Annotated in this window: 19 protein-coding genes and 1 other RNA gene; 1 reads left to right on the top strand and 19 read right to left on the bottom strand. The window is 39.7% G+C overall.

Translation table 11 applies throughout. The annotated features are described in order from the left end of the window. Positions 1 to 26: 26 nt before the first annotated feature. The 14 genes from SULAR_RS00180 to SULAR_RS00120 form a co-directional block, all read right to left on the bottom strand. Positions 27 to 734 carry a hypothetical protein gene (locus SULAR_RS00180; RefSeq protein ID WP_008241716.1) on the bottom strand — a complete coding sequence of 236 codons (708 nt, stop codon included), beginning with the start codon at positions 732 to 734 and terminating at the stop codon, positions 27 to 29. 152 nt (positions 735 to 886) lie between these two features. Beyond that, positions 887 to 1230, bottom strand: an RNA gene (gene rnpB, locus SULAR_RS10810) — RNase P RNA component class A. A gap of 103 nt (positions 1231 to 1333) precedes the next feature. After that, positions 1334 to 1612: a heavy-metal-associated domain-containing protein gene (locus SULAR_RS00175; protein WP_008241715.1), complete on the bottom strand. Its 279-nt coding sequence runs from the start codon at positions 1610 to 1612 to the stop codon at positions 1334 to 1336. Positions 1613 to 1763: 151 nt separating this feature from the next. Continuing rightward, the gene (gene sucD, locus SULAR_RS00170) at positions 1764 to 2633 is read right to left on the bottom strand and encodes a succinate--CoA ligase subunit alpha (RefSeq protein WP_008241714.1); all 870 of its coding nucleotides are present in this window, start codon (positions 2631 to 2633) and stop codon (positions 1764 to 1766) included. 3 nt (positions 2634 to 2636) lie between these two features. After that, entirely contained in the window at positions 2637 to 3809 is a 1173-nt protein-coding gene (gene sucC / locus SULAR_RS00165) for an ADP-forming succinate--CoA ligase subunit beta (RefSeq protein WP_008241713.1), read from the bottom strand. 189 nt (positions 3810 to 3998) lie between these two features. Further along, complete coding sequence (fumC, locus tag SULAR_RS00160; RefSeq protein ID WP_008241712.1) at positions 3999 to 5396, bottom strand: class II fumarate hydratase; 1398 nt, start codon at positions 5394 to 5396, stop codon at positions 3999 to 4001. A 255-nt stretch (positions 5397 to 5651) separates the two neighbouring features. Beyond that, positions 5652 to 6209, bottom strand: a complete 558-nt coding sequence (locus SULAR_RS00155) for a Fe-S-containing hydro-lyase (RefSeq protein WP_008241711.1) — start codon at positions 6207 to 6209, stop codon at positions 5652 to 5654. Between the two features lie 9 nt (positions 6210 to 6218). Continuing rightward, a complete protein-coding gene (locus SULAR_RS00150; RefSeq protein WP_008241710.1) occupies positions 6219 to 7070 on the bottom strand; it encodes a fumarate hydratase in 852 nt (283 codons plus the stop codon). A 13-nt stretch (positions 7071 to 7083) separates the two neighbouring features. Next, a complete protein-coding gene (gene mdh, locus SULAR_RS00145; protein WP_008241709.1) occupies positions 7084 to 8037 on the bottom strand; it encodes a malate dehydrogenase in 954 nt (317 codons plus the stop codon). 265 nt (positions 8038 to 8302) lie between these two features. Next, positions 8303 to 10483 (bottom strand): NADP-dependent isocitrate dehydrogenase, encoded by a 2181-nt coding sequence (locus SULAR_RS00140; protein ID WP_008241708.1) that lies wholly within the window; start codon positions 10481 to 10483, stop codon positions 8303 to 8305. Between the two features lie 170 nt (positions 10484 to 10653). Beyond that, positions 10654 to 11100, bottom strand: coding sequence for a hypothetical protein (locus tag SULAR_RS00135; RefSeq protein ID WP_008241707.1), 447 nt, complete (start codon positions 11098 to 11100; stop codon positions 10654 to 10656). A 107-nt stretch (positions 11101 to 11207) separates the two neighbouring features. Next, the gene (locus SULAR_RS00130; protein ID WP_008241706.1) at positions 11208 to 11813 is read right to left on the bottom strand and encodes a DUF302 domain-containing protein; all 606 of its coding nucleotides are present in this window, start codon (positions 11811 to 11813) and stop codon (positions 11208 to 11210) included. Positions 11814 to 11894: 81 nt separating this feature from the next. Beyond that, on the bottom strand, positions 11895 to 15464 hold the full coding sequence (dnaE, locus tag SULAR_RS00125) for a DNA polymerase III subunit alpha (RefSeq protein WP_008241705.1): 3570 nt from the start codon (positions 15462 to 15464) through the stop codon (positions 11895 to 11897). A 92-nt stretch (positions 15465 to 15556) separates the two neighbouring features. Next, positions 15557 to 16117, bottom strand: coding sequence for a DJ-1 family glyoxalase III (locus SULAR_RS00120; RefSeq protein WP_008241704.1), 561 nt, complete (start codon positions 16115 to 16117; stop codon positions 15557 to 15559). Positions 16118 to 16374: 257 nt separating this feature from the next. Between SULAR_RS00120 and SULAR_RS00115 the strand changes: the two genes are divergently transcribed. Next, positions 16375 to 16569 carry a hypothetical protein gene (locus SULAR_RS00115; RefSeq protein ID WP_008241703.1) on the top strand — a complete coding sequence of 65 codons (195 nt, stop codon included), beginning with the start codon at positions 16375 to 16377 and terminating at the stop codon, positions 16567 to 16569. 324 nt (positions 16570 to 16893) lie between these two features. Here SULAR_RS00115 and efp read toward each other — a convergent pair whose 3' ends face one another. The 5 genes from efp to SULAR_RS00090 form a co-directional block, all read right to left on the bottom strand. After that, positions 16894 to 17460 carry an elongation factor P gene (gene efp, locus SULAR_RS00110; protein ID WP_008241702.1) on the bottom strand — a complete coding sequence of 189 codons (567 nt, stop codon included), beginning with the start codon at positions 17458 to 17460 and terminating at the stop codon, positions 16894 to 16896. Positions 17461 to 17544: 84 nt separating this feature from the next. Next, positions 17545 to 19269: an efflux RND transporter permease subunit gene (locus tag SULAR_RS11400; protein WP_008241701.1), complete on the bottom strand. Its 1725-nt coding sequence runs from the start codon at positions 19267 to 19269 to the stop codon at positions 17545 to 17547. Continuing rightward, positions 19266 to 20927: an efflux RND transporter permease subunit gene (locus SULAR_RS11395; protein ID WP_008241700.1), complete on the bottom strand. Its 1662-nt coding sequence runs from the start codon at positions 20925 to 20927 to the stop codon at positions 19266 to 19268. Before SULAR_RS11395 ends, SULAR_RS11400 begins: the two co-directional genes overlap by 4 nt. A 6-nt stretch (positions 20928 to 20933) precedes the next feature. Beyond that, on the bottom strand, positions 20934 to 21734 hold the full coding sequence (locus SULAR_RS00095) for an efflux RND transporter periplasmic adaptor subunit (RefSeq protein WP_008241698.1): 801 nt from the start codon (positions 21732 to 21734) through the stop codon (positions 20934 to 20936). Next, complete coding sequence (locus SULAR_RS00090; protein ID WP_008241697.1) at positions 21731 to 23089, bottom strand: TolC family protein; 1359 nt, start codon at positions 23087 to 23089, stop codon at positions 21731 to 21733. The genes SULAR_RS00095 and SULAR_RS00090 overlap by 4 nt, the downstream gene beginning before the upstream one ends. Between the last annotated feature and the right edge of the window lie 217 nt (positions 23090 to 23306).

Genomic DNA, 23306 nt, shown 5'->3' with positions numbered 1-23306 from the left:
TATAGCAAAGTGTTGTTTTGTAATAATTATTTTATCTCTACTTTCAACAGCTCTGAAAATGATCCCTCAGGTGCGGGGATGTATATCTCTGCACGATAAGAAGAGATAAACTTCTCATCTGCTACGCTCCATACTTTATCCACTTTATAGAGTGTCTTCTCACCATTAAGATAGACTGTTTTTTGCTCTATCTTATCCAACTCTTCTGGTTCTAAAAAAAGTACCAGCTTTGCTCTGCTCGCATCTACTACCTTTGCCAAAGGTGAACCTGGAGTGACATAGTCTCCTTTGCGTACCATGATTTCATACAGATACATATTTTTGAGTACAATAGATTTTTTTTCAATACTGTCTTCAAGCTGAGCTATCTTATACTGCATATCCAAATACTGGGTTTTTGCAGCGGCAAAACTATAAAATGCATCATCTTTTTGGGCCGCAGATGTTGTTTTCAACTTATCTATACGATGAAAATATGACTCTTTTCGTTTTAAAGTTTCATGAAGAATGAGAAGATTTTCCTTCGATGTTTTCAAGTTCACTTTATCCAAATAATCATCCAGATAGATCACACGTTTTTGATCCACCACGCTCCCCTCTGCTTCGAGATCTACATCCATCACCAAGGCACTGACTGCAGACTTCAATGTCACAGATTCATAGGGTTCTACTTTTGCATAGTGTACCTTTGCAAAGATCACTAATGGGGTCAGTAATAATAAAAAAGCTTTCATTCACCATCTCTTTTTTCACTGATTATATCAAAATAGTGTTAAGTGCTGAATATGAAATACAAAGAAGCATCTCCAGGAAGACCCTTTCCTTACCAATAGACTCTGAAAACAACGGTTTTTTATATTTTTGGAGATCATGAAGTTCGAATCATAAGATAAGGTGAACGATAAGCCGGGTTCTGTCGTGGGTAGTTATTTATCTAGACGTATTGTTACCAATACGTTCAAGCAAAGTATGAGTGCTGATCTAACAGCTTGTGAGACTTATACCATATACTTCTTGCTGCGAACAGGGTTTACCTAGCTACCTATGTTACCATAAGCACTGGTGGGCTCTTACCCCACCCTTTCACTATCACCACCGAAGTGGCTACCTACTTTCTGTTGCACTTGCCCTCAGATCACTCTGGCCATCCGTTAGATGGAGTTCTGTCTCACTTGCAGCCCGGACTTTCCTCTCGTGGTTTATACCACCAGCAACTACCTATTCACCTTAATACAATTATACCATATAATAGAGATGAAAAATAGATTTAGAGGATTTTTTAACATGAACTATCCATAAAAATGTATAGATATAAAATAAACACTGCTCCAGTCTAACTGTTCATTTTACCTATAGCACAAGAAACGAAACTTTTTGCTTTTGCCGAAGTACTGTCCATAAAACTCATCTCTTCTGAAGCCAAAGGATAACCAAGTGCTTTGAGTGCTTGAGATAACTTATCTACATCTTTGTCTTCTATATCTAACGTAATTTTACGTGGAATTACGTTTAAATCAACTTCTATCTCCCCGAACTCTTTGGCAAGTTTACTCTTGAGTGTAGACGCACATCCCCCACATTTGACATTAAAGACCTCAAATGATTGCTGCATAAATAACTCCTGACGTTTTAATTGAGTAGTATTATAGTCAAAAAAACTAAATGTGAAATATAATATTATGTTATTAGAATAAGTGGAAATAAAATGAGTTTAAGAAAGGAATATGTGGAGTGGGCATACTTGCCCACTCAAATCGTATCAATTAAGAAAGAACTTCTTTCACTGCTTTACCGATCTCAGCTGGAGAAACAACCACTTTCACACCTGCTGCCTGAAGTGCATCCATTTTCTCTTTTGCTGTACCTGCAGAACCAGAGATAATTGCACCTGCGTGTCCCATTCTTTTACCTGCTGGTGCAGTTTGACCTGCAATGAAAGCAACCACAGGTTTAGTAATGTTTTCTTTGATATACGCTGCTGCTTGTATCTCAAGATCTCCACCAATTTCACCGATCATTACGATCGCTTCAGTTTCAGGATCTTCCTGGAACATTTTTAGAAGTTGCTTGTAGCTAAGACCGATGATTGGGTCACCACCGATACCAACAGCTGTTGAGATACCATACCCTTCATTACATACCTGGTTTGCACCTTCATAGGTCAATGTACCAGATTTAGAGATCAGTCCGATATTACCTTTTTTGAAGATCATACCAGGCATGATTCCGATCTTACACTCTTCAGCTGTAATGATACCAGGACAGTTTGGACCGATCGTTTTCATATTGTTCTTCACGGCATGTGCTTTAGCCATTTGCATATCTCTAACCGGTGCACCTTCTGTAATGATCACGGCAAGTTCAATACCCGCATCAGCTGCTTCCATCACTGCATCTGCTACAAATGCCGGTGGAACAAAGATCATAGAAACAGTTGCCCCAGTAGTCTCTACAGCATCTCTCACTGTATTAAATACAGGCTTTCCAAGATGTGTTTGTCCACCCTTGTTCGGTGTAACACCACCTACGATATTTGTACCATAGTCTATACACTGCTCAGCATGGAAAGAACCCTCTTTACCTGTAAAACCTTGAACGATTACTTTTGTATCTTTATTTACTAAAATTGACATCTATTACTCTCCCTTTGCCGCTGCTACTGCTTTTGCTGCACCATCTGCTAAATCTGTTGCTGCAATAACGTTTGGAATATTTGCATTTTTAAGAATCTCTGCTGCTTCAGGTGCATTTGTACCATCAAGACGCACTACAACAGGTACATGTACATCTACAAGTTTTGTTGCCTCAAGAATACCGTTTGCAATTCTATCACATCTTACGATACCACCAAAGATATTTACAAAAATAGCTTTAACATTTGGATTTTTAAGAATGATCTCAAACCCTTTTGCCACTGTTTCTGCATTTGCTGAACCACCAACATCAAGGAAGTTCGCAGGTGTTCCACCCATATAGTTGATCGTATCCATAGTACCCATTGCAAGACCTGCACCATTTACCATACAACCGATCTCACCATCAAGTGCGATATAAGAAAGACCATACTGACTTGCTTCTCTTTCATCAGGATCCTCTTCAGAGATATCTCTCATATCTTCGATATCCGGGTGACGTCCGAGTGCAGAGTCATCGAATCCCATTTTTCCATCAAGTGCCAAGAAGTCACCAGATTCAGTTTTGATCAATGGGTTGATCTCGATCATCTCTGCATCATTTTCCATATAAAGTTTATAGAGTTTAGAAGCAAAATCCATCATCTTCTTTTGTTCATTTTTATCTGTGATACCAAGACCGAATACAAGTTCTCTACCATGATAAGGTTGGAAACCGATCGCAGGATCTACTTTGATTTTGATGATCTTTTCAGGAGTTTCGTGTGCTACAGTTTCAATATCCATACCACCTTCAGTTGAAGCCATGATGATCGGCATTTCAGCAGCTCTGTCAAGTACAACAGAAAGATAAAGCTCATCTGCAATCGCTGCACCCTCTTCGATATAGACTTTTTGAACCAATTTACCTTCTGGTCCTGTTTGGTGTGTAACCAGAGTCATACCTAGGATCTCTTTAGCAAGTTCTCTTACTTCCTCTTCAGACCTAGCAAGTTTAACACCACCTCCTAGTCCTCTTCCACCAGCGTGGATCTGTGCTTTTACTACCCAAATATTACCACCCAGCTCTTGTGCATTCGCTACTGCTTGATCAGGTGTATTGGCAATAATACCTCTAGGTGTTGGAACACCATACTTTTGGAATATTTGTTTCGCTTGATACTCATGAATATTCACGTGTACTCCTTTTAATAAAATTGCATTACTATACGATGAAAGAGAATAAGGTTTGATTAATTTGCCTATAAAAGATAGTGATTTTAAAAAACTGTTATGTATTTACACATTTAAGTTGGTAATATTGTGTTAGATTTTATAGTGTAGAAGCTATATTGTCCCTTTTGGTAACAAAAGGGCGATAAAAAATTATGCTTTGGGTGAAATCATCTCTTCGGGCTTCACATTTTTATCAAACTCTTCTGCAGACATCAACCCAAGTGCTACAGCTTCTTCTTTCAGTGTTGTACCATTTGCATGTGCCTGCTTTGCGATTTTTGCTGCATTTTCATACCCGATATGAGGATTCAATGCCGTCACTAACATCAATGAATCATTTAAAAATTTGTCGATATTTTCTCTGATCGGCTTGATGCCTACTGCACAATTGCTGTCAAAACTTCTTAGGGTATCAGAGAGAAGTCTAATAGATTGCAAGACATTATAGGCAATGACGGGCTTGAATACATTGAGTTCAAAGTTCCCTTGAGATGCAGCGATCCCTACTGCCGTGTCATTACCCATCACTTGCACTGCAACCATTGTCATTGCTTCTGCCTGTGTAGGATTGACTTTGCCAGGCATGATAGAAGATCCCGGTTCATTCGCTGGTATTTCGATCTCACCTAAACCACATCTGGGACCTGATGCCAACCATCGTATATCATTGGCTATTTTCATTAAGTTTGCAGCCAGTGCTTTCAGTGCACCACTGAGCACGACTTCAGCATCATGGCCGGTAAGGGCATGAAACTTATTCGGCTGAGAAACAAATCCATAATTTTTTGCCATAAACTGGTTCAACTGTACCACGACCCTTTGTGAAAACTCTGGGTGTGCATTCAGACCCGTCCCTACAGCCGTACCACCGATTGCCACCTCTTTACAGTAGACAAGTGCATCATTGATCTGCTTGAGATTTGTCTCTAACATCGCTACATACCCGGATAGTTCTTGGCCCAGTGTCAGTGGTGTTGCATCTTGAAGGTGTGTTCTCCCTATCTTCACCACATCAGAAAAGGTTTTCGATTTTTCTTCCAGTGTATGTTTCAATTGGATGACTGCAGGGATAAGTGAATCTGTGACCGCTACAACTTCGGCGATACGCATGGCCGTGGGATAGGTATCGTTTGAACTCTGTCCTTTGTTCACATCATCATTGGGATGCACCAGATTTTCTTGTGTAAAATCTCCACCCAGGATCTCTGTTGCTTTATTTGCAACGACTTCATTCATATTCATGTTCGACTGGGTGCCTGAACCTGTTTGCCATACTACCAGTGGAAAGTTGTCATCCAGTGCACCCGAAAGGACCATATCACATGCTTCCGCTATCGCTTTTGTTTTTTCATCATTGAGACGTCCCAAAGAGTGATTGACCAAAGCACAGGCTTTTTTTAGATTCGCAAAGCCATAGACTACTTCAATCGGCATTTTTTCATTGCCTATCTCAAAATTATGTAATGACCTTTGTGTCTGTGCACCCCAGTATTTGTCAGCAGGAACCTGCATCTCTCCCATTGTGTCCTTTTCGATTCTATAATCCATAAGTGATCCTTTCCCGTAATCATTATTAACTATAGTACACTATTTGGGTTAATGAAATATTGCTAGGATAAAAAAATTAAAAAAAGTGAATAGTAGTATGCTGGTGAGTGTCCAACACTGTATAGCGTTCAATACAGTGCTGGGAATTTGAAGTTTGTTTCTTAAGCGTTATACGATTCAGGGTTTAGCCCTTCACATGCATTGGATTTTAATCCTTATACGACTCGGAATTTAGTCCCTCGCTTGTACTGGACTTTAGCCCTTGACCTCGTACTGTGCACGACCCATCTGATAAATATCATTCCCTTTGGTATCATTGACAACAGTAACAGGGAAATCTTCCACAGTGATCTTTCTTACAGCCTCCGGGCCAAGTTCAGGATACGCGATGACTTCTGCTGAACGGATTTGTTTACCGAGTAATGCACCAGCACCACCTGTAGCACCAAAATAGATACCGTCATATTCAACACAGGCATCTTTCACAGCTTGATTTCTTTTACCTTTTCCTATCATCCCTTTTGAACCATGTTTTAACATCGTCGGGGAATAGGTGTCCATTCTGTAAGAAGTCGTTGGACCTGCACTACCGATCGGGTCACCTGGTTTAGGAGGTGTTGGTCCAACAAAATAGATCACAGAACCTTCTAAATCGAACGGAAGTTCTTCACCTGCTTCGATCAGTTCTACCAGTCTCTTATGTGCAGCATCTCTTGCCGTATAAATAGTACCGTTCAATAAAACAGTATCTCCAGCAACAAGTTTTTTTGTATCTTCAGAAGTCAGTGGTGTTGTTAAAGTATAAGTAGCCATTCCTTCCCCTTATATCGTGATGTGTGTATGTCTCGATGAGTGACACTGAACATTGACAGAGACAGGAAGTGATGCAATGTGACAAGGGTTGGATTCTATATGCACAGCCAACGCCGTCTTTGTTCCACCCATACCCATGGCACCGATACCAAGATTATTGATCTCAGTCAAAATTCGTTCTTCAAGTTCAGCCATTTCCGGGTCTTCGTGTGTTGTCTCAAGATCTCTAAACAGTGCATGTTTAGATGAAATCACTGCTCTTTCAAAGGTTCCACCGATCCCGACACCTACAGTGATAGGAGGACACGGGTTTCCACCTGCATCAGAGATCACCTCTTTTACAAACTCGACTACACCATCTTTCCCCGCTGCAGGAGGTAGAACTTTTGCACGAGAAACATTCTCTGAACCACCACCTTTTGCAGCGTATTCAATGTCGATCTTATCTCCCGAAACGATATCAAAATGGATAATAGCCGGAAGGTTATATCCTACCGTATCTTTCAGATTTAAACGGCTGAACGGCTCACATGTTGAGGCTCTTAAGTACCCCTCTGTGTAACCCTCTTCTGTTCCTTTATTAATGGCATCTCTCAGAAGACCACCCTTAATACGTACATCCTCACCAACCTTTACAAAGAAGACTGCTAAACCTGTATCTTGACAAAGTGGTCTCTTCTCATCTTTCGCGATGTTGGCATTTTCAAGTATTTGGCGTATCACCTCTTTACTTACCGGTGACTTTTCAGCCTCCATAGCAGCTTTGAGTGCATCATACGTATCTTGTGGCAGGTCCGTACCACAATGCATGATCATATCTTTTACCGCTTTTACAACAACATCAAATTCAATTTCTCTCATCTATCATTAGCCTTTAGTCAAAAAATTTCTTCTCTTTAAGTACATCGATCATACTTTTCACAGAGCCAACACTTTTTGCAAATCTCTCTTTTTGATCATCATTCAATGTCATTTCAAAAAGTTTTTCAACGCCATTTGCACCAAGGGCAACAGGCACACCTGAGACAACATCAGAGTATCCGTAGTGACCATCAAGATAGACTGCACAAGGGTGGATCTGTTTCGTATCTTTTAAGATCGCTTCAACCATGATCGCTGTAGATTTAGCCGGTGCATAGTATGCTGATCCTGTTTTAAGATAACCTACGATCTCTGCCCCACCATGCTTGGTTCTTTCTACTACTTCACAAATTTCTTTTTCAGATAAAATATCCGTTAACGGTACACCAGCAACCGTAGAGAATTTAGGTAGGGGAACCATATCATCACCATGTCCACCCATCACTGAAGCACGTATCTGCCCTGCCCCGTAACCAATTTTTTCATAAATGAAGTGCGCCATTCTAGCAGAGTCCAAAATACCTGCCATTCCAACCACTCTTTCTTTTGGGAAACCTGATTCTTTCAGTGCAACATAGGTCATAACATCAAGAGGATTTGAAACCATAATGATGATTGAATCAGGTGCATATTTTTTTACATCTGCAACTACCTCTTTTGTGATCTCTGCATTGATCATAAGCAGATCATCTCTACTCATACCTGGCAGCCTTGGACTTCCGGCAGTGATCACAACGACATCTGATCCTGCAATTTCAGAAGCATCCTCAGCTACAGATACAATGGTATGTGATCTTGCTGCATTCGCTGCTTGTGACATATCCAATGCTTTACCTTTAGCGATCTCAATATTTCTATCTCTTAATACAAGATGGTGACATACACCGTTCATTGCACAAATAAATGCAACTGTCGCTCCAACATTTCCTGCACCGATAACTGTTACTTTTTTACCTTTTTTTACCATTACAATCCTTTTGAGTGAGAACTATAGGGGACCCCAGAGCAAAACATAACTCATAACTTTTGTTATCAATTATGCCTTGCGATAAAAGAGGTTTACATCAACCCTACGTTTAGTGACACATCTGTGTCGAAAGTATCTTTTTACACTAGATAATTAAGAAGTGTTCAGAACATAGTTCTGATGAATGCGTAGAATACCGCAATTTTATTTTATTTTGGTTACAGGCATTGTACAAAAAAAGTACAATGCTTGTATAGATAACTACTTAGATAGCGTCAATAATCGCATTTAGTGTAGCAGATGGTCTCATCGCTTTCGCAGCCAACTCATCATTCGGGTGGAAATATCCACCAACATCTTGAGGCTTACCTTCAACTTCTAAAAGTTCAGCAATGATCACTTCTTCTTTTTCGTTAAGTGCATTTGCAACAGAAGTAAACTTCGCTTCCAATTCTGCATCACCTGAGTTAGCCAATGCATTTGCCCAGTACTGTGCCAAGTAGAAGTGAGAAGCTTTGTTATCCGGCTGACCTACTTTTCTTCCTGGTGCTTTGTTGTTATCAAGGTAACCTTGGTTTGCAACATCAAGACCAGCAGTCAATGCAGCAAGTTTTGCATTTGGGTGTTTTTGCTCGATCATTCTTAGTGACTCAGCCAATGCCAAGAACTCACCCAATGAATCCCATCTTAAGTGACCTTCAGCAAGGAATTGGTCTACGTGCTTAGGTGCTGATCCACCTGCACCCGTTTCAAACAGTCCACCACCAGCGATCAATGGAACGATAGAAAGCATTTTAGCTGATGTACCAAGCTCTAAGATCGGGTACATATCAGTTAAGTGGTCTCTAAGAACGTTACCAGTTACAGCGATCGTGTTTTCACCTCTTCTGATTCTCTCGTTTGTGAATCTAGTTGCATCCGTTACATTCATGAACTTGATATCTAAACCAGATGTATCATGATCTTTAAGGTACTCGTTTACTTTTTTGATAAGCTCAGCATCGTGTGCACGTGCTTCATCTAGCCAGAATACTGCAGGGATCCCTTCGATTCTAGTTCTTTCAACAGTCAATCTTACCCAGTCTCTAATTGGTATATCTTTTGTTCTAGCAAGTCTCCAGATATCTCCAGCCTCACACTCGAAGCTCATAAGTACACCATCTTCACCAGTGACTGTTACAGTACCAGCTTCAGCAAGCTCAAATGTCGTTGGGTGAGAACCATACTCTTCAGCTTTTTGTGCCATAAGACCGATATTTTGCATTGTACCCATTGTAGATACATCATATTGACCATTTTTCACACAGTCAGCCAGCATTTCTGCATGAAACATTCCGTAAGTAGAATCTGGAATAACAGCCACAGTCTCAAGTGCGTCACCATTTCTATCCCACTGCTTACCACCTTCTCTTACCACAACTGGCATAGAAGCATCGATAATAACATCATTCGATGCGTTGAAGTTAGTTTCACCTTTATCAGAATCAACCATTGCGATCTTTGGAGCATCTGATTCAACAGCTGCTAGGAAATCAGCTTTGATCTCAGCTTCTTTTGCATGACCAGCGATCTTTTTCTCAAGGTCTGACATACCAAGGTTAGGGTTCACTCCAAGCTCGGCAAATGTATCTGCATGTTTAGCGAATACATCTTCGAAGAATATCTCAAATGCGTGACCGAACATAATCGGGTCAGAGATCTTCATCATCGTTGCTTTCAAGTGAAGTGACCAGATAAGTCCTTCTTCTTTAGCATCTTGGATCGTTTTTTTATAGAACTCTCTAAGTGCAGCAACTGACATGAATGTACCATCAAGTACTTCACCAGCAAGTGCATCAATTGTAGTTAACTCTTTACCGTTAAGTGCAATTGTTACTTTTTGGTCTTTAGCTGATGTTACAGATTTTTCATGTCCGTAGAAGTCACCTTTTCCACCCATATGCGCAACATATGCTTTTGAATTTTCTGCATATGCCTTAAGTCTGTGTGGGTTATTTTGTGCAAATCTTTTTACCGCTTTTGCTGCTCTTCTGTCTGAGTTTCCTTCTCTTAGTACCGGGTTAACTGCAGAACCAAGACATACGCTGTATTTTGCCTGGATTGCTTTTTCTTCATCATTTGCCGGATTTTCAGGGTAGTTAGGGATATCATATCCTTGACCTTGAAGCTCAGCGATACAATCTTTTAACTGTCCAACAGAAGCTGAAATGTTTGGAAGTTTGATCACGTTCCCCTCTGGTTGAAGTACAACTTCACCTAGTTTAGACAACTCATCTTCTGCAAGACCCATAGCTGCAAGTACTCTTCCAGCAAGTGAAATATCACTTTCTACAACTTCAACACCTGCTTCTTTAGTAAAAGCATTTACGATTGGAAGTAATGAATACGTAGCGAGTGCCGGCGCCTCATCGATTTTTGACCATATGATTTTTGGTAAGTTTGACATAAAATGTTCCTTAGTTTGATTATTAATGGAAAGATTGTAGCACTATTTTAGTATTATTGGATTGAAATGAAGTGTTATGAAAAAGTTATATTATTTATTTGTTTCTATACTACACAAATTTTGCCATTTATAGGATTAAAATAAACTCTAGGCTCAAATTATACAGCTATTTAGCTTACAATGTACTCCGCAGGGAAACCTACCGGTATCGGATTATGAAGTTTCACGAACATTTCACCATCACCTACTCTACATAGTTCATAAGGCACATAGAGAAATCTTGCAGCGATCTTCTTATCTACTTGGCTTTTTTCTTCTAAATGTAATCGTATGCCACTTGGAACATCTTGAACAAAATTTTCAGGTATAATCGTGTCAACCACTAATACCATCACATCAATATCACCCTCTCTGATGCGTTGCTTTAATGTACCTTCCAATAAAGCATAACTTTCCGAAGTCTCTTTTACATCATTTTCGAAAAGTTCAACCTCTCCCGCATCATTTAGTAACATCAAGAAGGGTTGAAAGTGCTTTGTCTTTTCGAGTGACTCCTGAGCCCTATAGACAGCTTGTTCTAAGAGCATAAATGCTTTTTCATCTTCTAAAGTGGACATACAACTCCTGGTTGGGTAGTTTAGCTGATCATTATATCAGCCTATAAAACAAAGAGAAATACCTACATTCTACCCCTAATGATGCAAGTATTCATGAAAAGAGGAGATCATTCTCCAGCTGCAGCATTTTCCATCATCGTATACATACCTGTTCTTACCTCATTTGCAAGTTCAAGCAGTTTAGGTTCTAATACATGACCACCATTGATCATCAGTTCCATACTCATTGTATAGATATAGATGTCTCCGTTTGGCTCTTCAACGAAACCTATTCTACATGGCATAAAACCAATAAACTCTGCAGAGTGTCCTAAGAATATATCTGCGATATAAGGAGAACAATAGGAACGGATATGTGTCAGAAGTCCACCGTCTTTAAACAACTTCCCATGTCTAGGCATCGTTTTACTATCTACCAATGCCATACCAAACTCACTTGCAGTTTCATCCATGATCTCTAAAGCATTCTCAAATGCTTCTTGTTTGGTCATACCTTCGGGTATGACCATTTTTACCTTACGGATCATCCCTTTAGCCGGATCACCTGTAGTGAGTACTTTATCAAACATTTTCATGTACTCCGGCAATGCCTGAGGATCAAGCTTACTTACCTGCCCGATCCTTGTACCAAGATCAAACTTCACAAATGCGAAAATAAAACCAATTACAACAACTGCGCCTACAAATGTAAACAAACCTTTAATAAATTTCATTTGTTCTCCTTTCGCTTTAGTATGAATAAGTACTTATTATAATACATAGTAATAAAAACAAGATTAAAACTGTTGGGTACCCTAGCCTATAATTTCTAAAGCTTCTTCAGGATAGATACCAAGCTCTTTCGCCTCTTCCATAATCAGTTCGCTCACTTTCATTTTAGATTCTATCACTACATCTGCAAGTTTAGACTTGATATGAAGTTCCAATGGTCGTTTTCCAGGGTATTTATCGACCAGACACATCAGTTCTTCAACGATCTTTGCATCAGGCATGAGATTAATGGAAAGAATAAGTGGGGGTTGAACAGGCTCTTCTACATGTTTAACCTCTTTTTCTACTTTGACTTTCGTTTTCTTCGCATCTTTCATACTTGAGATTTTCAATATATTCATACGAGTAAAGTCACCGTCTTTCGTGATCTTTACTTTAAAAGCAATGGGTTTGCTAAGATCAAAATCTTCTTCCAGTTCTTTAAGACGGTTTTCAAAGAGCATCAATTCAATGTTACCGTGTAAATCCATGATATTGGCGATACCGAACTTGTTACCTTTTTTACTTATCTTCTCTGTAATTTCTTCGATTTTACCTATGAACATTGCCTGTGATCCATCCGCGAGATCATCTATCTCTGAACTAAGTGTGTAGCTGATCTCATCCAGTGTTTCACGGTATTTATCCAGTGGGTGACCTGAAACATAGAAACCTAGAGATTCTTTTTCCATCTCCAGAATTTCCATGGGTTCAAACTCTGTCATGTGAGAAAGTTCTAAAGTCACAGCAGTCATCTCCGCACCCTCTCCAAACAGTGAACCCACAGCTTGTTTCTTGGCATCTCCTGCTTTCTTAGCAGACTCTATGATCTCCTCTATTTGTGAAAGCATCGCTTTACGACTATATCCAAAGCTATCAAGGGCTCCTGCCTTGATCAATGATTCAATGACCTTTTTATTGACTTTGCTTGAGTCTATGCGCGAGACAAAGTCAGAAAAGTCTTTGAACTCTCCCTCTTCCCTCGCTTTAAGCATAGTATTTATAGCGATATCACCTGCACCTTTAATGGCTCCCATACCAAACATAACGACCTCATCACCATCAACCTTACGTGCTTCAAATACAAGCCCTGAACGGTTAATATCCGGTGGAAGAAGTTTAATACCCATACGTTTGAGTTCATCTACGTATTTAACCACTTTGTCTGTATTGTTCTTTTCCAGTGTTAGGATAGCCGCCATAAACTCTGTCGGATAATAATGCTTCAAATAAGAAGTATAAAATGTGATCATCGCGTACGCAGCAGAGTGAGATTTGTTAAAACCATAGCCTGCAAACTTTACGATAAGATCGAAAAGATCTGCTGCTTTTTCTCTGTCAAACCCTTTTTTCTCTGCTCCATCGGCAAACTGTCCTTTGAGTTTATCCATCTCCTCTTTGATCTTCTTACCCATCGCCCTACGCACCAGGTCCGCACCACCAAGACTGAATCCACCGATGGTCTGTACGATCTGCATGACCTGTTCTTGGTATACGATCACCCCATAGGTCGGTTTGAGAATAGGTTCCAGTTCAGGGAAAGAGTAGGTGATCTCTGCCCTTCCGTGCTTACGCTCAACAAAGTCATCAAGCATCCCTGACTCCATCGGTCCCGGACGGTAAAGTGCGAGCATCGCAATGACATCCTCAAAACCGTTTGGTTTCAGTTTTTTTGCCAAGTCCTGCATACCAGCTGATTCTATCTGGAAGAGTCCCAGTGTCTCCCCGGTACTGATATAATCATAGACCTCTTTGTCTTCGATATTCTCTTCGACGAAATTGATACGTTTGCCATGTCTCTTCTCTACAAGTTTCAGTGCTTCTTCTATCACGGTAAGTGTTTTCAATCCCAAAAAGTCAAACTTGATGAGATCCACATCTTCTACATATTTTCCGCTGTACTGTGTTGCAAGTGTATCAAGCCCTGTCGGTTTAAATAGAGGCGTCTTTTGCCAGAGCGGTTCATTGGAGATCACCACACCCGCAGCATGTGTTCCTGCATTACGGTTGAGTCCCTCAAGCGCCAATGCATACTCCCAGGTACGTTTTGCCTGTGGATCACTCTCTAAGAGTTCCTTGATCTTAGGTTCTTTTTCATAAGAGTTTTTCAGATCAATCCCCAGTTCATCTGGGATAAGTTTAGCCATAGCATCTGCTTTGGAGTAAGGCATATCAAGGACGCGTGCCACATCACGGATGACCCCTTTTGCCAAAAGTTTACCAAAGGTAATGATCTGAGCCACGTTGACCCGGCCGTATTTTTCCACCACATAATCAAGTATCTCCTGACGGCGGGCCTGACAGAAGTCCATATCGATATCCGGCATGGAGATACGTTCAGGATTCAAGAAACGCTCAAAGAGCAGTCCGTACGGCATGGGGTCGATATCTGTGATCTTCAGTGAATAGGCCACAAGAGAACCTGCCGCAGAACCACGTCCTGGTCCTACGGGAATACCCATCTGTTTTGCAGCATCTACAAAATCCCATACGATCAGCATGTAGCCCGGGAACTTCATATTATTGATAATGTCTATCTCGACTTGAAGTCTATCTCTATACTCTTGGTGTTTCTCTGCAGGTACGATCTCTAAGCGTCTCTCAAGTCCTCTACGTGACTCCTCTATAAAAAGTACTTTATCGTTCTCTAGTGAATACTCTTTATCTGGTTCAGGGAGTACTAGACCAATGGCTTCTGCACGCTCCCTGGCAAATTTAAAGTTAGGCGGTGTAGGATCTCCCAGTTTGATCTCCAAATTACATTTATCAGCGATCTCCTGGGTATGTTCAATGGCTTCAGGGATATCAGCAAAAAGTTCCGCCATCTGTTCTGGTGATTTCACATAAAACTCATGGACCGAATGGCGCAGACGGTTGGGGTCATCATAAAGTTTGTTCATTGCGATACACATAAATGCTTCATGGGCATCGGCATCTTTTTGTTCTGTATAATGCGTATCATTGGTGGCTACGATCTTGATGCCGGTCTCTTGTGAAAGTTGTATGATCTGCTTATCGATACGATGCTGATCACCGATACCGTGACGCATCAACTCAAGGTAAAAATCATCACCAAAGACATCTTTATATTTCAAGGCAACTTTTTTTGCCTCCTCATACCCTTTGGCACCGAACTTTACATTCCTCTCTGAAAGATTCATATGCCAGTTGACTTCCCCTTGCAAACAGGCAGAAGAGCAGATTAGCCCCTCACTATTCTCTTTCAGAAGGTCCCAGTTGATACGAGGATAGTAGTAAAATCCATCGATATAGGCACGTGAACTCAGGTACATCAGGTTTTTATAACCCACTTCATTTTTAGCATAGAGACAGAGGTGAAAGCGCTGGCGTATAGATTTATCTCCCAGGTCTTCCTGGTTATGGACATAGGCTTCCATCCCGATGATCGGTTTGATCCCCTCATTACGCATGGTATTATAAAAGTCAATGGTACCGAACATATTGCCATGATCCGTCATGGCTACGGAGGTCATCCCCTGCTCTTTGATCTTTTTGGCAAGTGCTTTGATCTTATTCGCACCATCAAGCAGCGAGTATTCAGTATGTAAGTGAAGATGTGTAAATTGAGGTTTTGCTTTTGGTTCTTCTGACATGGGTAACCTTTGAAAATATTGATTCCAATATAGCAAAGGTTAGGTAAAAATAGATTGAAATAAAGTAGAAAAAATGTATGACGGGTAGTTTCTTAACAATAGTCTAAAAGCATCCCATCTTTTACAGCTTGCATACTCTCTTTACCTACCAGTCTTTCTACAATGGCAAGCCCAAAACAGACAGCGGTACCAGGGCCCTGAGAAGTCATAACATTTCCATCGGTCACCACTTTCATATCATCTCTGTATCCAGGATGGTCTATATCCTCTTTGGCACCGGGGTAACAGGTATATTCACTGCCTAGAACACCGGCTTTTTTAAGTGCGAAAGGTGCAGCACACATGGCACCTACCACTTTTGTAGCTTTAAACTCTTGCAAAAGTTCAATCACCCTTGCATTTTCAGCCAAAGCATGTGTGCCACCCCAACCGCCGGGAAGCACCATCATATCAAAGTCATCACTGATGACATTTTTGATGGAAGTATCCGCCTGCAGTGTGATTCCGTTTGCTCCCAAGACCAAATCGCCCTGGAACTGATCTTCCAAATATGCTACACGCACCTCTATACCCCCACGACGCATCACATCTATGAGAGCTACCGCTTCTAACTCTTCAAAACCTTTTGCTATAGGTATTAATACACTTGCCATATTTCATCCTTTGTGTAGCGTCATACTCTTCTAAAAGAACGCTGTAATGACACGATTATAACAACTTACCTATTAGTAAATACTAATGTTAAAATAGATACGATCCGGAAATGACCATTACATATAGTTTCAACTTAAAATAGTTATTACATAATAATATTATATTTGTAAAAATTATAATTTATGTTTAGATTTAAGATATATATAAAATAATAATTGATAGTATTTATAAATAATTTATAAAAAAGGTTACACATATGAAAAAAATCATCGTTACAGCAGTAGCATTCGCGGCTTTATTAACAAATGTACAAGCAGACTTTAGTTTTGGAGAGATGTTTGAAGATATGAAACAAGCTGCACTTACACTCACAAAAGATTCTCAAGAGACATCAGTGAAAGTTTCCGCTCAACCGAAAACAACTGAAGATTCTAAAGCTAAACACAGTTAAGATACTCTATACGCGAATGCGTATTAACTACTCTTAAAAAAGTGTCTTGATACATAGACATTTGCTCCAAACAAATATTAAGAAAGTATCTACTTTCTTAATATGTATTCCAAACTCAATGACTTTTCGCAGCGTTTAATCCAGCACCTTTCGTAACAAACCATATAGCACCATAACTTTCATAACAGATGCAATGCAAAAAAATAGTTAATAAGGTATATATGAGAGAGAGAAAAAAAAAAGAAGTCATTGAACCATCCAAAGGTATTTTATTTGGATGGTTCAGTCTCAAGATAGGTTTGTAGATGAAAACCAGAAAAGTATTTATTTGGCTTTCTCCAAATATTTACCCTCAACTGTATCTACTTTGATCATTTCACCTTCAAGCACATGGAAAGGTACTTGTACGACAGCACCACTTTCAAGTGTAGCCGGTTTTTTCCCACCTTGTGAATCACCTTTGAAGTTAGGCGGTGTTTCTACGATTTTAAGTACAACCGTTTGAGGTATCTCAACAGAGATCGCTTGACCTCCATGGAATAGGACTTCCGCCTCCATACCGTCTATCATAAAATCAAACGTATCTTTACCTACTTGTTCATGTGTAAGCCCGATCTGTTCAAACGTTGTCGTATCCATAAACTGTAAAAACTCACCATCATCATAAAGATATTGCATCGTTTTTTGTTCAAGTTCCGGTACATCAAATTTATCACCTGCATGTACGGTTTTTTCAATCGTTTTTCCTGTAGCAAGGTTTTTGATCTTCATACGTACAAATGCTGCACCTTTACCTGGTTTCACATGTTGAAAATCCGTCACCTTATACGGGTTTCCTGTAATTTCGAGTCTTGTACCTTTTTTGATATCACCCATTCCAACTGTAGCCATTGTAGCTCCTTAAAAATAATGCATGATTATAGCAAATGCTTGGTAAAATATTGTAGTGGGCCCTCAATAGGGACCAACAGAGGATCACTTGGTGATAGAAATATTACGATGTTCTTCAGAAGGGTGCACTGGCTCAAAATCCATTGATTTTGCATTATCCATCAGTACTGGGATAAAAAGCAGTGAAACAAATACAGCTGCAACCGTACCTGAAATAAGTGCGACACCAAGCCCGCCAAATACCGGATCTCCGGCCAGCAGTGCAGACCCCAAAATAATAGCAACGGCTGTCAAAGCAATAGGCTTTGCCCTGGTTGCTGCTGCAATAGCGATAGCTCTACGTTTTTTGATACCCTCCATCTCCATCAAAGACTTCGCAAAATCTATAAGAAGCAGTGAGTTTCTTGAACTTATCCCTATCAAGGCGATAAACCCGATAAGAGAAGTAGCCGTCAGAAAGAATGTCTCAGAAGTGAACCAGTTTGCCACCCAGTGTCCTACGATCACCCCGATAAGTGAGAGGAATGAACCTAACAGGACCATACCACTGATCACAAAACTCTTATAATAAATGACCAATAACAGGAAGATCAGTATCAAAGCAGTGATAAATGCAGCACCAAGATCCCTGAAAGTATCAAGTGTCACTTTCATTTCACCATCCCAAAAGATATGGAATTTTTCATGTGTTTTTTTGTCTTCTAAAGTAAAATCAAACATATGCGTTGACAATCCTGCTGTAGTCACAATATACTCTTTTTCAAATTTTTCAAGCATCATACTGCGTGCATCCAAAAGGGGATATACTTGTGAAACCATATCAGTTTCTGCGATCACATTGATCATACGGGAAAGATTTTTATGCATGATCATAGGATTTGACTTCACTTTACGGATCGTAACCACTTCACTCAATGAGACCATCATACCCTGCTTATTCATTAAGTTCAATGAAGAGAGTTTGCTTTGCAATGCATCTTCATTTGATAGAGGTAATTTCTTACTGCTATTATCCAATACTAAAAATATCGGTATCTGATCGGGTGAATTTTGAGAATTCTTATGTGCGATGACCATACCTTCAAAAGCAAGGTAGATGATATTGTTTACCTGATCCACACCTAAACCGCTTCTGGCAATTTTATCTTTGTCTGGTATAAGTTCATATCTTTCATACTCTTCATCTGCCATCACATCTATATCAACCAAACCTTCTGTTTGTGATAACACATCTGCTACCTCCACAGCGAGACCTCTTATTTTTTCTAGATCATCACCATGCACTTCAACAACGATGGATGCCATGGTTGGTGGTCCGGATGGCTGCTCTATAAATTTAATGCTCGTACCCTTTGTCAAAGAGCTACATCCCTCCTGTATCTTAGGTCTTAAACGCTGTACCATAAGAAATGACGGTTCTTCACGATGATGCTTGTCCGTAAGGTTTACACATATCTCTGAAACATTTTCATTACGTTTCATACTTGTACCTTTGACCAACCCTGCATAATCAAGTGGAATACCCTGTCCTAGGAAAAGCTCTATATTCATCACTTCATCTTCTTGTTTGATAAAGTCAATTACACAGTCACTTACAGCCTTTGTCTGTTCTATAGAGGAACCTGTAGGTGTATCAATATAAATAGAAAATGTATTATCACTTTTCCCCGGTAACATTTTTGCCCGTACCAATTTAGTCGGAAACATTAAAAGTGCCAAGAAAAATGCTGCAGCAGTTAAAGTAATTACCAGTTTTTTCTTTGACTTGTTATCAAGAATATCATAAATAAAACTTTCAAATTTTTTCATTCTATTGATCCTTCTTCCTCATCCGATTCATAATCTTGACCATGCTCTGGTTTTTTCAATAACTTTAAACTCAAATAAGGCGTAAAGATATAGGCTACAAACAATGAAGCGATCAGTGCAACAGGTACATTATAGGGGATAGGTTTCATAAATGACCCCATCATCCCGCCAACAAATGCCATAGGAACCATCGTTAAGATAATAGCCAATGTTGCGATATTTGTCGGTGCACCGATCTCATCTGTTGCTTCCACTAAAAGTGCATCCATCTCTTTGCTTTCAACCCCATGGCTGTGTAAATGTCTATGAATATTTTCAATCACGATAATAGCAGCATCCACAAGTAATCCCAAGGAGAGCAAGAGTGCAAAAAGTGTGATCCTGTTCATGGTCTGCCCTGTCATCCATGCAGTAAACAGTGTGACTGCCAAAATGGCCGGTACCGTAAATGTTACAATGATAGATTCTCTCCACCCCAAAGCAAAAACCAACATTAAAGCGATGATCACGATCGTAATGATCAAGTGATGCATCAGTTCATTGACTGCCTCATTTGCCCGTACACCATAGTTTCTTGTGATCAAATACCCAATACCTAATTTTTCAAATTCTGCTTCATATTCTTTGAGCACATCTAGTACATCTTCAGCAACAAATACCGCATTGGTTCCTGCAAGTTTTGCGACGGTGAGTGTGATTTGATTTTTCTCTTCACTCATACTTTGTTGTAAGGGTGCCGGTTCATGCTCTACACTCTTTTCATGATGCTTGTCTTCTCTTAATAATATCTTTGCTGTTTGAAAGTTTTGTCTATCAACGCCCTCACTTACTTTTGCAACATCTTTGAGGTATATAGGTGACCCCATATACTGTGCCACGATCACATCCCCCACATCATCCACACTTTCAATAGCATTTTTGACACCAAAGATCACTAAGTGATTCTCTTTCGTTCTACCCTTTACATCAGGTACCGAAACAGCCAAAGATTGTACTGCCTGCATGATCTGTCCCAAAGAGAGGTGATATGCTGAGAGTTTTCCCATGTCAACTTCGATATTATATTGTGCTTTTCTCTCACCTTTGAGTAATGTTTTAGCTACATTGTCAACAGCATTGATTTTTTGCTGGACTCTTCTGACCGTTTTAAAAAGTTCAACTTCGTCTATAGTACTTTTTGCTTTGGGATAAAATGCCACTGTCACGATAGGGATATCAATATCGATATCAAAGGGCTTGACACTTGGCTGCATAACACCCTTAGGCATAAGATCCATATTTTGCATGACTTTGTCATAGAGTTTTAAATTTGAGTCTTCCCTGTCTTCACCTATATAGTACATGACATTCACAATACCTACATTTTCCATTGCCATGCCATAGATATGTTCGATCCCATGTATTTCACGTAATTTACGTTCTAAGGGATTGATAATGATATTTTCTACCTCTTGAGGTGTAGCTCCCGGCATAGCAACGATCACAGCACCGCCGGATATAGCAATTTGAGGATCTTCTTCTCTGGGCATTGTCGTGAGCGCTATATATCCGATCAGCAGTAACATGGCACCCAGAACTATCGTTAAGGGATTACGTAAAAAACTTTTCGCAAGTCTTCCTGCTATATTGACTATTTTATACTCTTGTGTATGTTCCATCCATGCCTACTTGATCATGATTTTGGCATACATACCAGGATAAACGGAAGCACTATCCTTACGATCAAATTTCATTTTGATCTTAAATTTGTGCGTCATAGGATTTGAACTAGGTATGATCGAACTTATTTCACCCACTGTACTGAAACCGATAGAAGGTATCTCTATATCAACCTTTTTACCTAAATTGATATATTTTAATTGTGTTTCACTTAGTTCTGCTACGATACTCAACTTACTCAGATCCGTGAGTGTGACTGCTGGCATACCGGGAATTGCCATTTCACCTTCATTGAGACGTTTATCGACAATGACACCATCATTGGGTGCATGGATCTTCAAATAATTGTACTGATTCAATACTTCATCTTTCTTCGCCAAGGCTTGTTTCACCTGCTGTTCAGCAATGGTAACCATATCTTTAAGGTTTTTGGCAGAAAGTTGCAGCATTTCATATTCATACTTGGAAACCATCTTCTTCTCATAGAGTCTTTCATGTCTTGCAAGATTGGTTAGCACATTATTATATTGGTTTTCATTCATCTGTAGAGAGAGTCTCGCTTGAGAAATAGCCAGGTCCACCTGTCTCTCAGCTGACTCTATCTCTTTTGAATCGATCTCGTAAAGCAGTTGTCCCTTCTTCACAATGTCACCCTCGGATACAGCCATATTTCTTACATACCCCATGTAACGACTGGTGAGTATCTTTTGATTATCCGATATGACAGAACCGCTTAATTCGATCTCTATAGCATGTGCAGATGTAACCATCAATACCAAAACAATTAGTCTCATAAAGTGATTCATACATTTCCTCCTCTGTTCAAAATACTGTTCAATTCAAATATCTTGGTATTACGTTCATTCTTTAACGTAAGCAACTTGAGCAATACTTCCAATTCCTTGGATTGCTTCATGAGTACATCTGAAATTGAAACAATACCCTCCTGGTATCTTGAACGGTAGTTTTCATAGACTTTTCGTGCAAAACGCAATTGTTTTTGGTAACTCTTTACATCCGCATTCCTACTTAGGATCTCCGTTTGAAGTTTTTTTACCTTCAACGCAATACCGGATTTAGCCAGTGAAACTTCATTTTGTACTTTAAGATGATTTACTTTTGCTTTTTCAAGATTTGCTGCATCAATTCCACCATTAAATATATTCCACTTCAACTGGATCCCAACGGTATAAGCATCTTTGTCTCGAAATTCATTCCACATTTCATCATCTGCACTCCCATACTCACCAAAAGCACCGACCGTAGGCAAATAATTCGCTTTTTCAACATTTACGGCCATTTCACTGATCTGCAATCCCAAGAGTGCTTTTTGTATATCTATATTATGATTTTCTACTTCTGCAGTCTCCACCTTTGGTAGTGGTGCCATATCATTGACCTTTTTGATGGAACTTACTTCTGTGTTCAATAAAAATGAAAGAAATTGATAGGCCAGGTCTTTATTGAGTTTGGCTTGGTTGTACATACTCTCTGCTTCTGCCTTACGGGCCTGAACCTCAAGCAGATCGATCTCTTGAGTATACCCCTCTTCACCCATACTTTTGACGATCACTTCCAAACGACTGATGTTTTGAATGATCTTGGAAAGGTTTACAATATAGTTCTCTACCAAAGAGATATCGTAAAATGCTTTTTTGGTCTGAAAGATCTTTTCATTGATAAGTTTTTGTGTATCCCACTGGCTCATGCGATGCATCGCTTCCGTGATACGTCCATACTCTGAGAGTTTTCCACCGGTATAGAGTGGCAGCAGATAAGAGATCTTTGTCTGATAGTGGTTTCTTGCTTCCGGATAATTTAATGCTTGTGGTGGCGGTGTAAATGGATCTGCACCAGAATTGTAGTTCTCAAAGAACTCTTGTGCTCCAAAATCTCCAAACGTGGCTTCCCTGCTTTGTAACTTAAATCCAAATACATTCCCTGCGTCGTTGGAACGCATCCCTGATACAGACACATCCAATTTACCGTAATGATTCCCTTTGGCAGCAGCAGTTTCATATGCCTTCATCTGTTCATTGAAATGGGAAATTTTTAATTCCAGATTCTTATTTTTGAGCATGGCAATAGCCTGATCAATATCAAGATTATCTAAACCGGCAAATAAGGGCCAAGCCAAAAGAAAAATAAGATATTTTTTCATAAGAGAGACTCCATTTATCCAAGATTATCTTATATTATAACTAAAGTAGCACTTGATTACCACAGTCATCATAAAATAAGTTTGCATTATAACATATATAAGATGATACAATAATTAGTATACTTGAACTTCGTTATGAATGCAACAGGTTATTTGGTTAAATTGTAATCAATAGTGTATGGATAAATAAAAAGAGGAATGAAAAGAGACTAAGTGG

The organism is Sulfurovum sp. AR (assembly GCF_000296775.1).
In the GTDB taxonomy this organism is placed as follows: Bacteria; Campylobacterota; Campylobacteria; order Campylobacterales; family Sulfurovaceae; genus Sulfurovum; species Sulfurovum xiamenensis.
The sequence above is the reverse complement of the archived record's forward strand: the minus strand, read 5'-3'. Positions and strand labels throughout refer to the sequence as shown.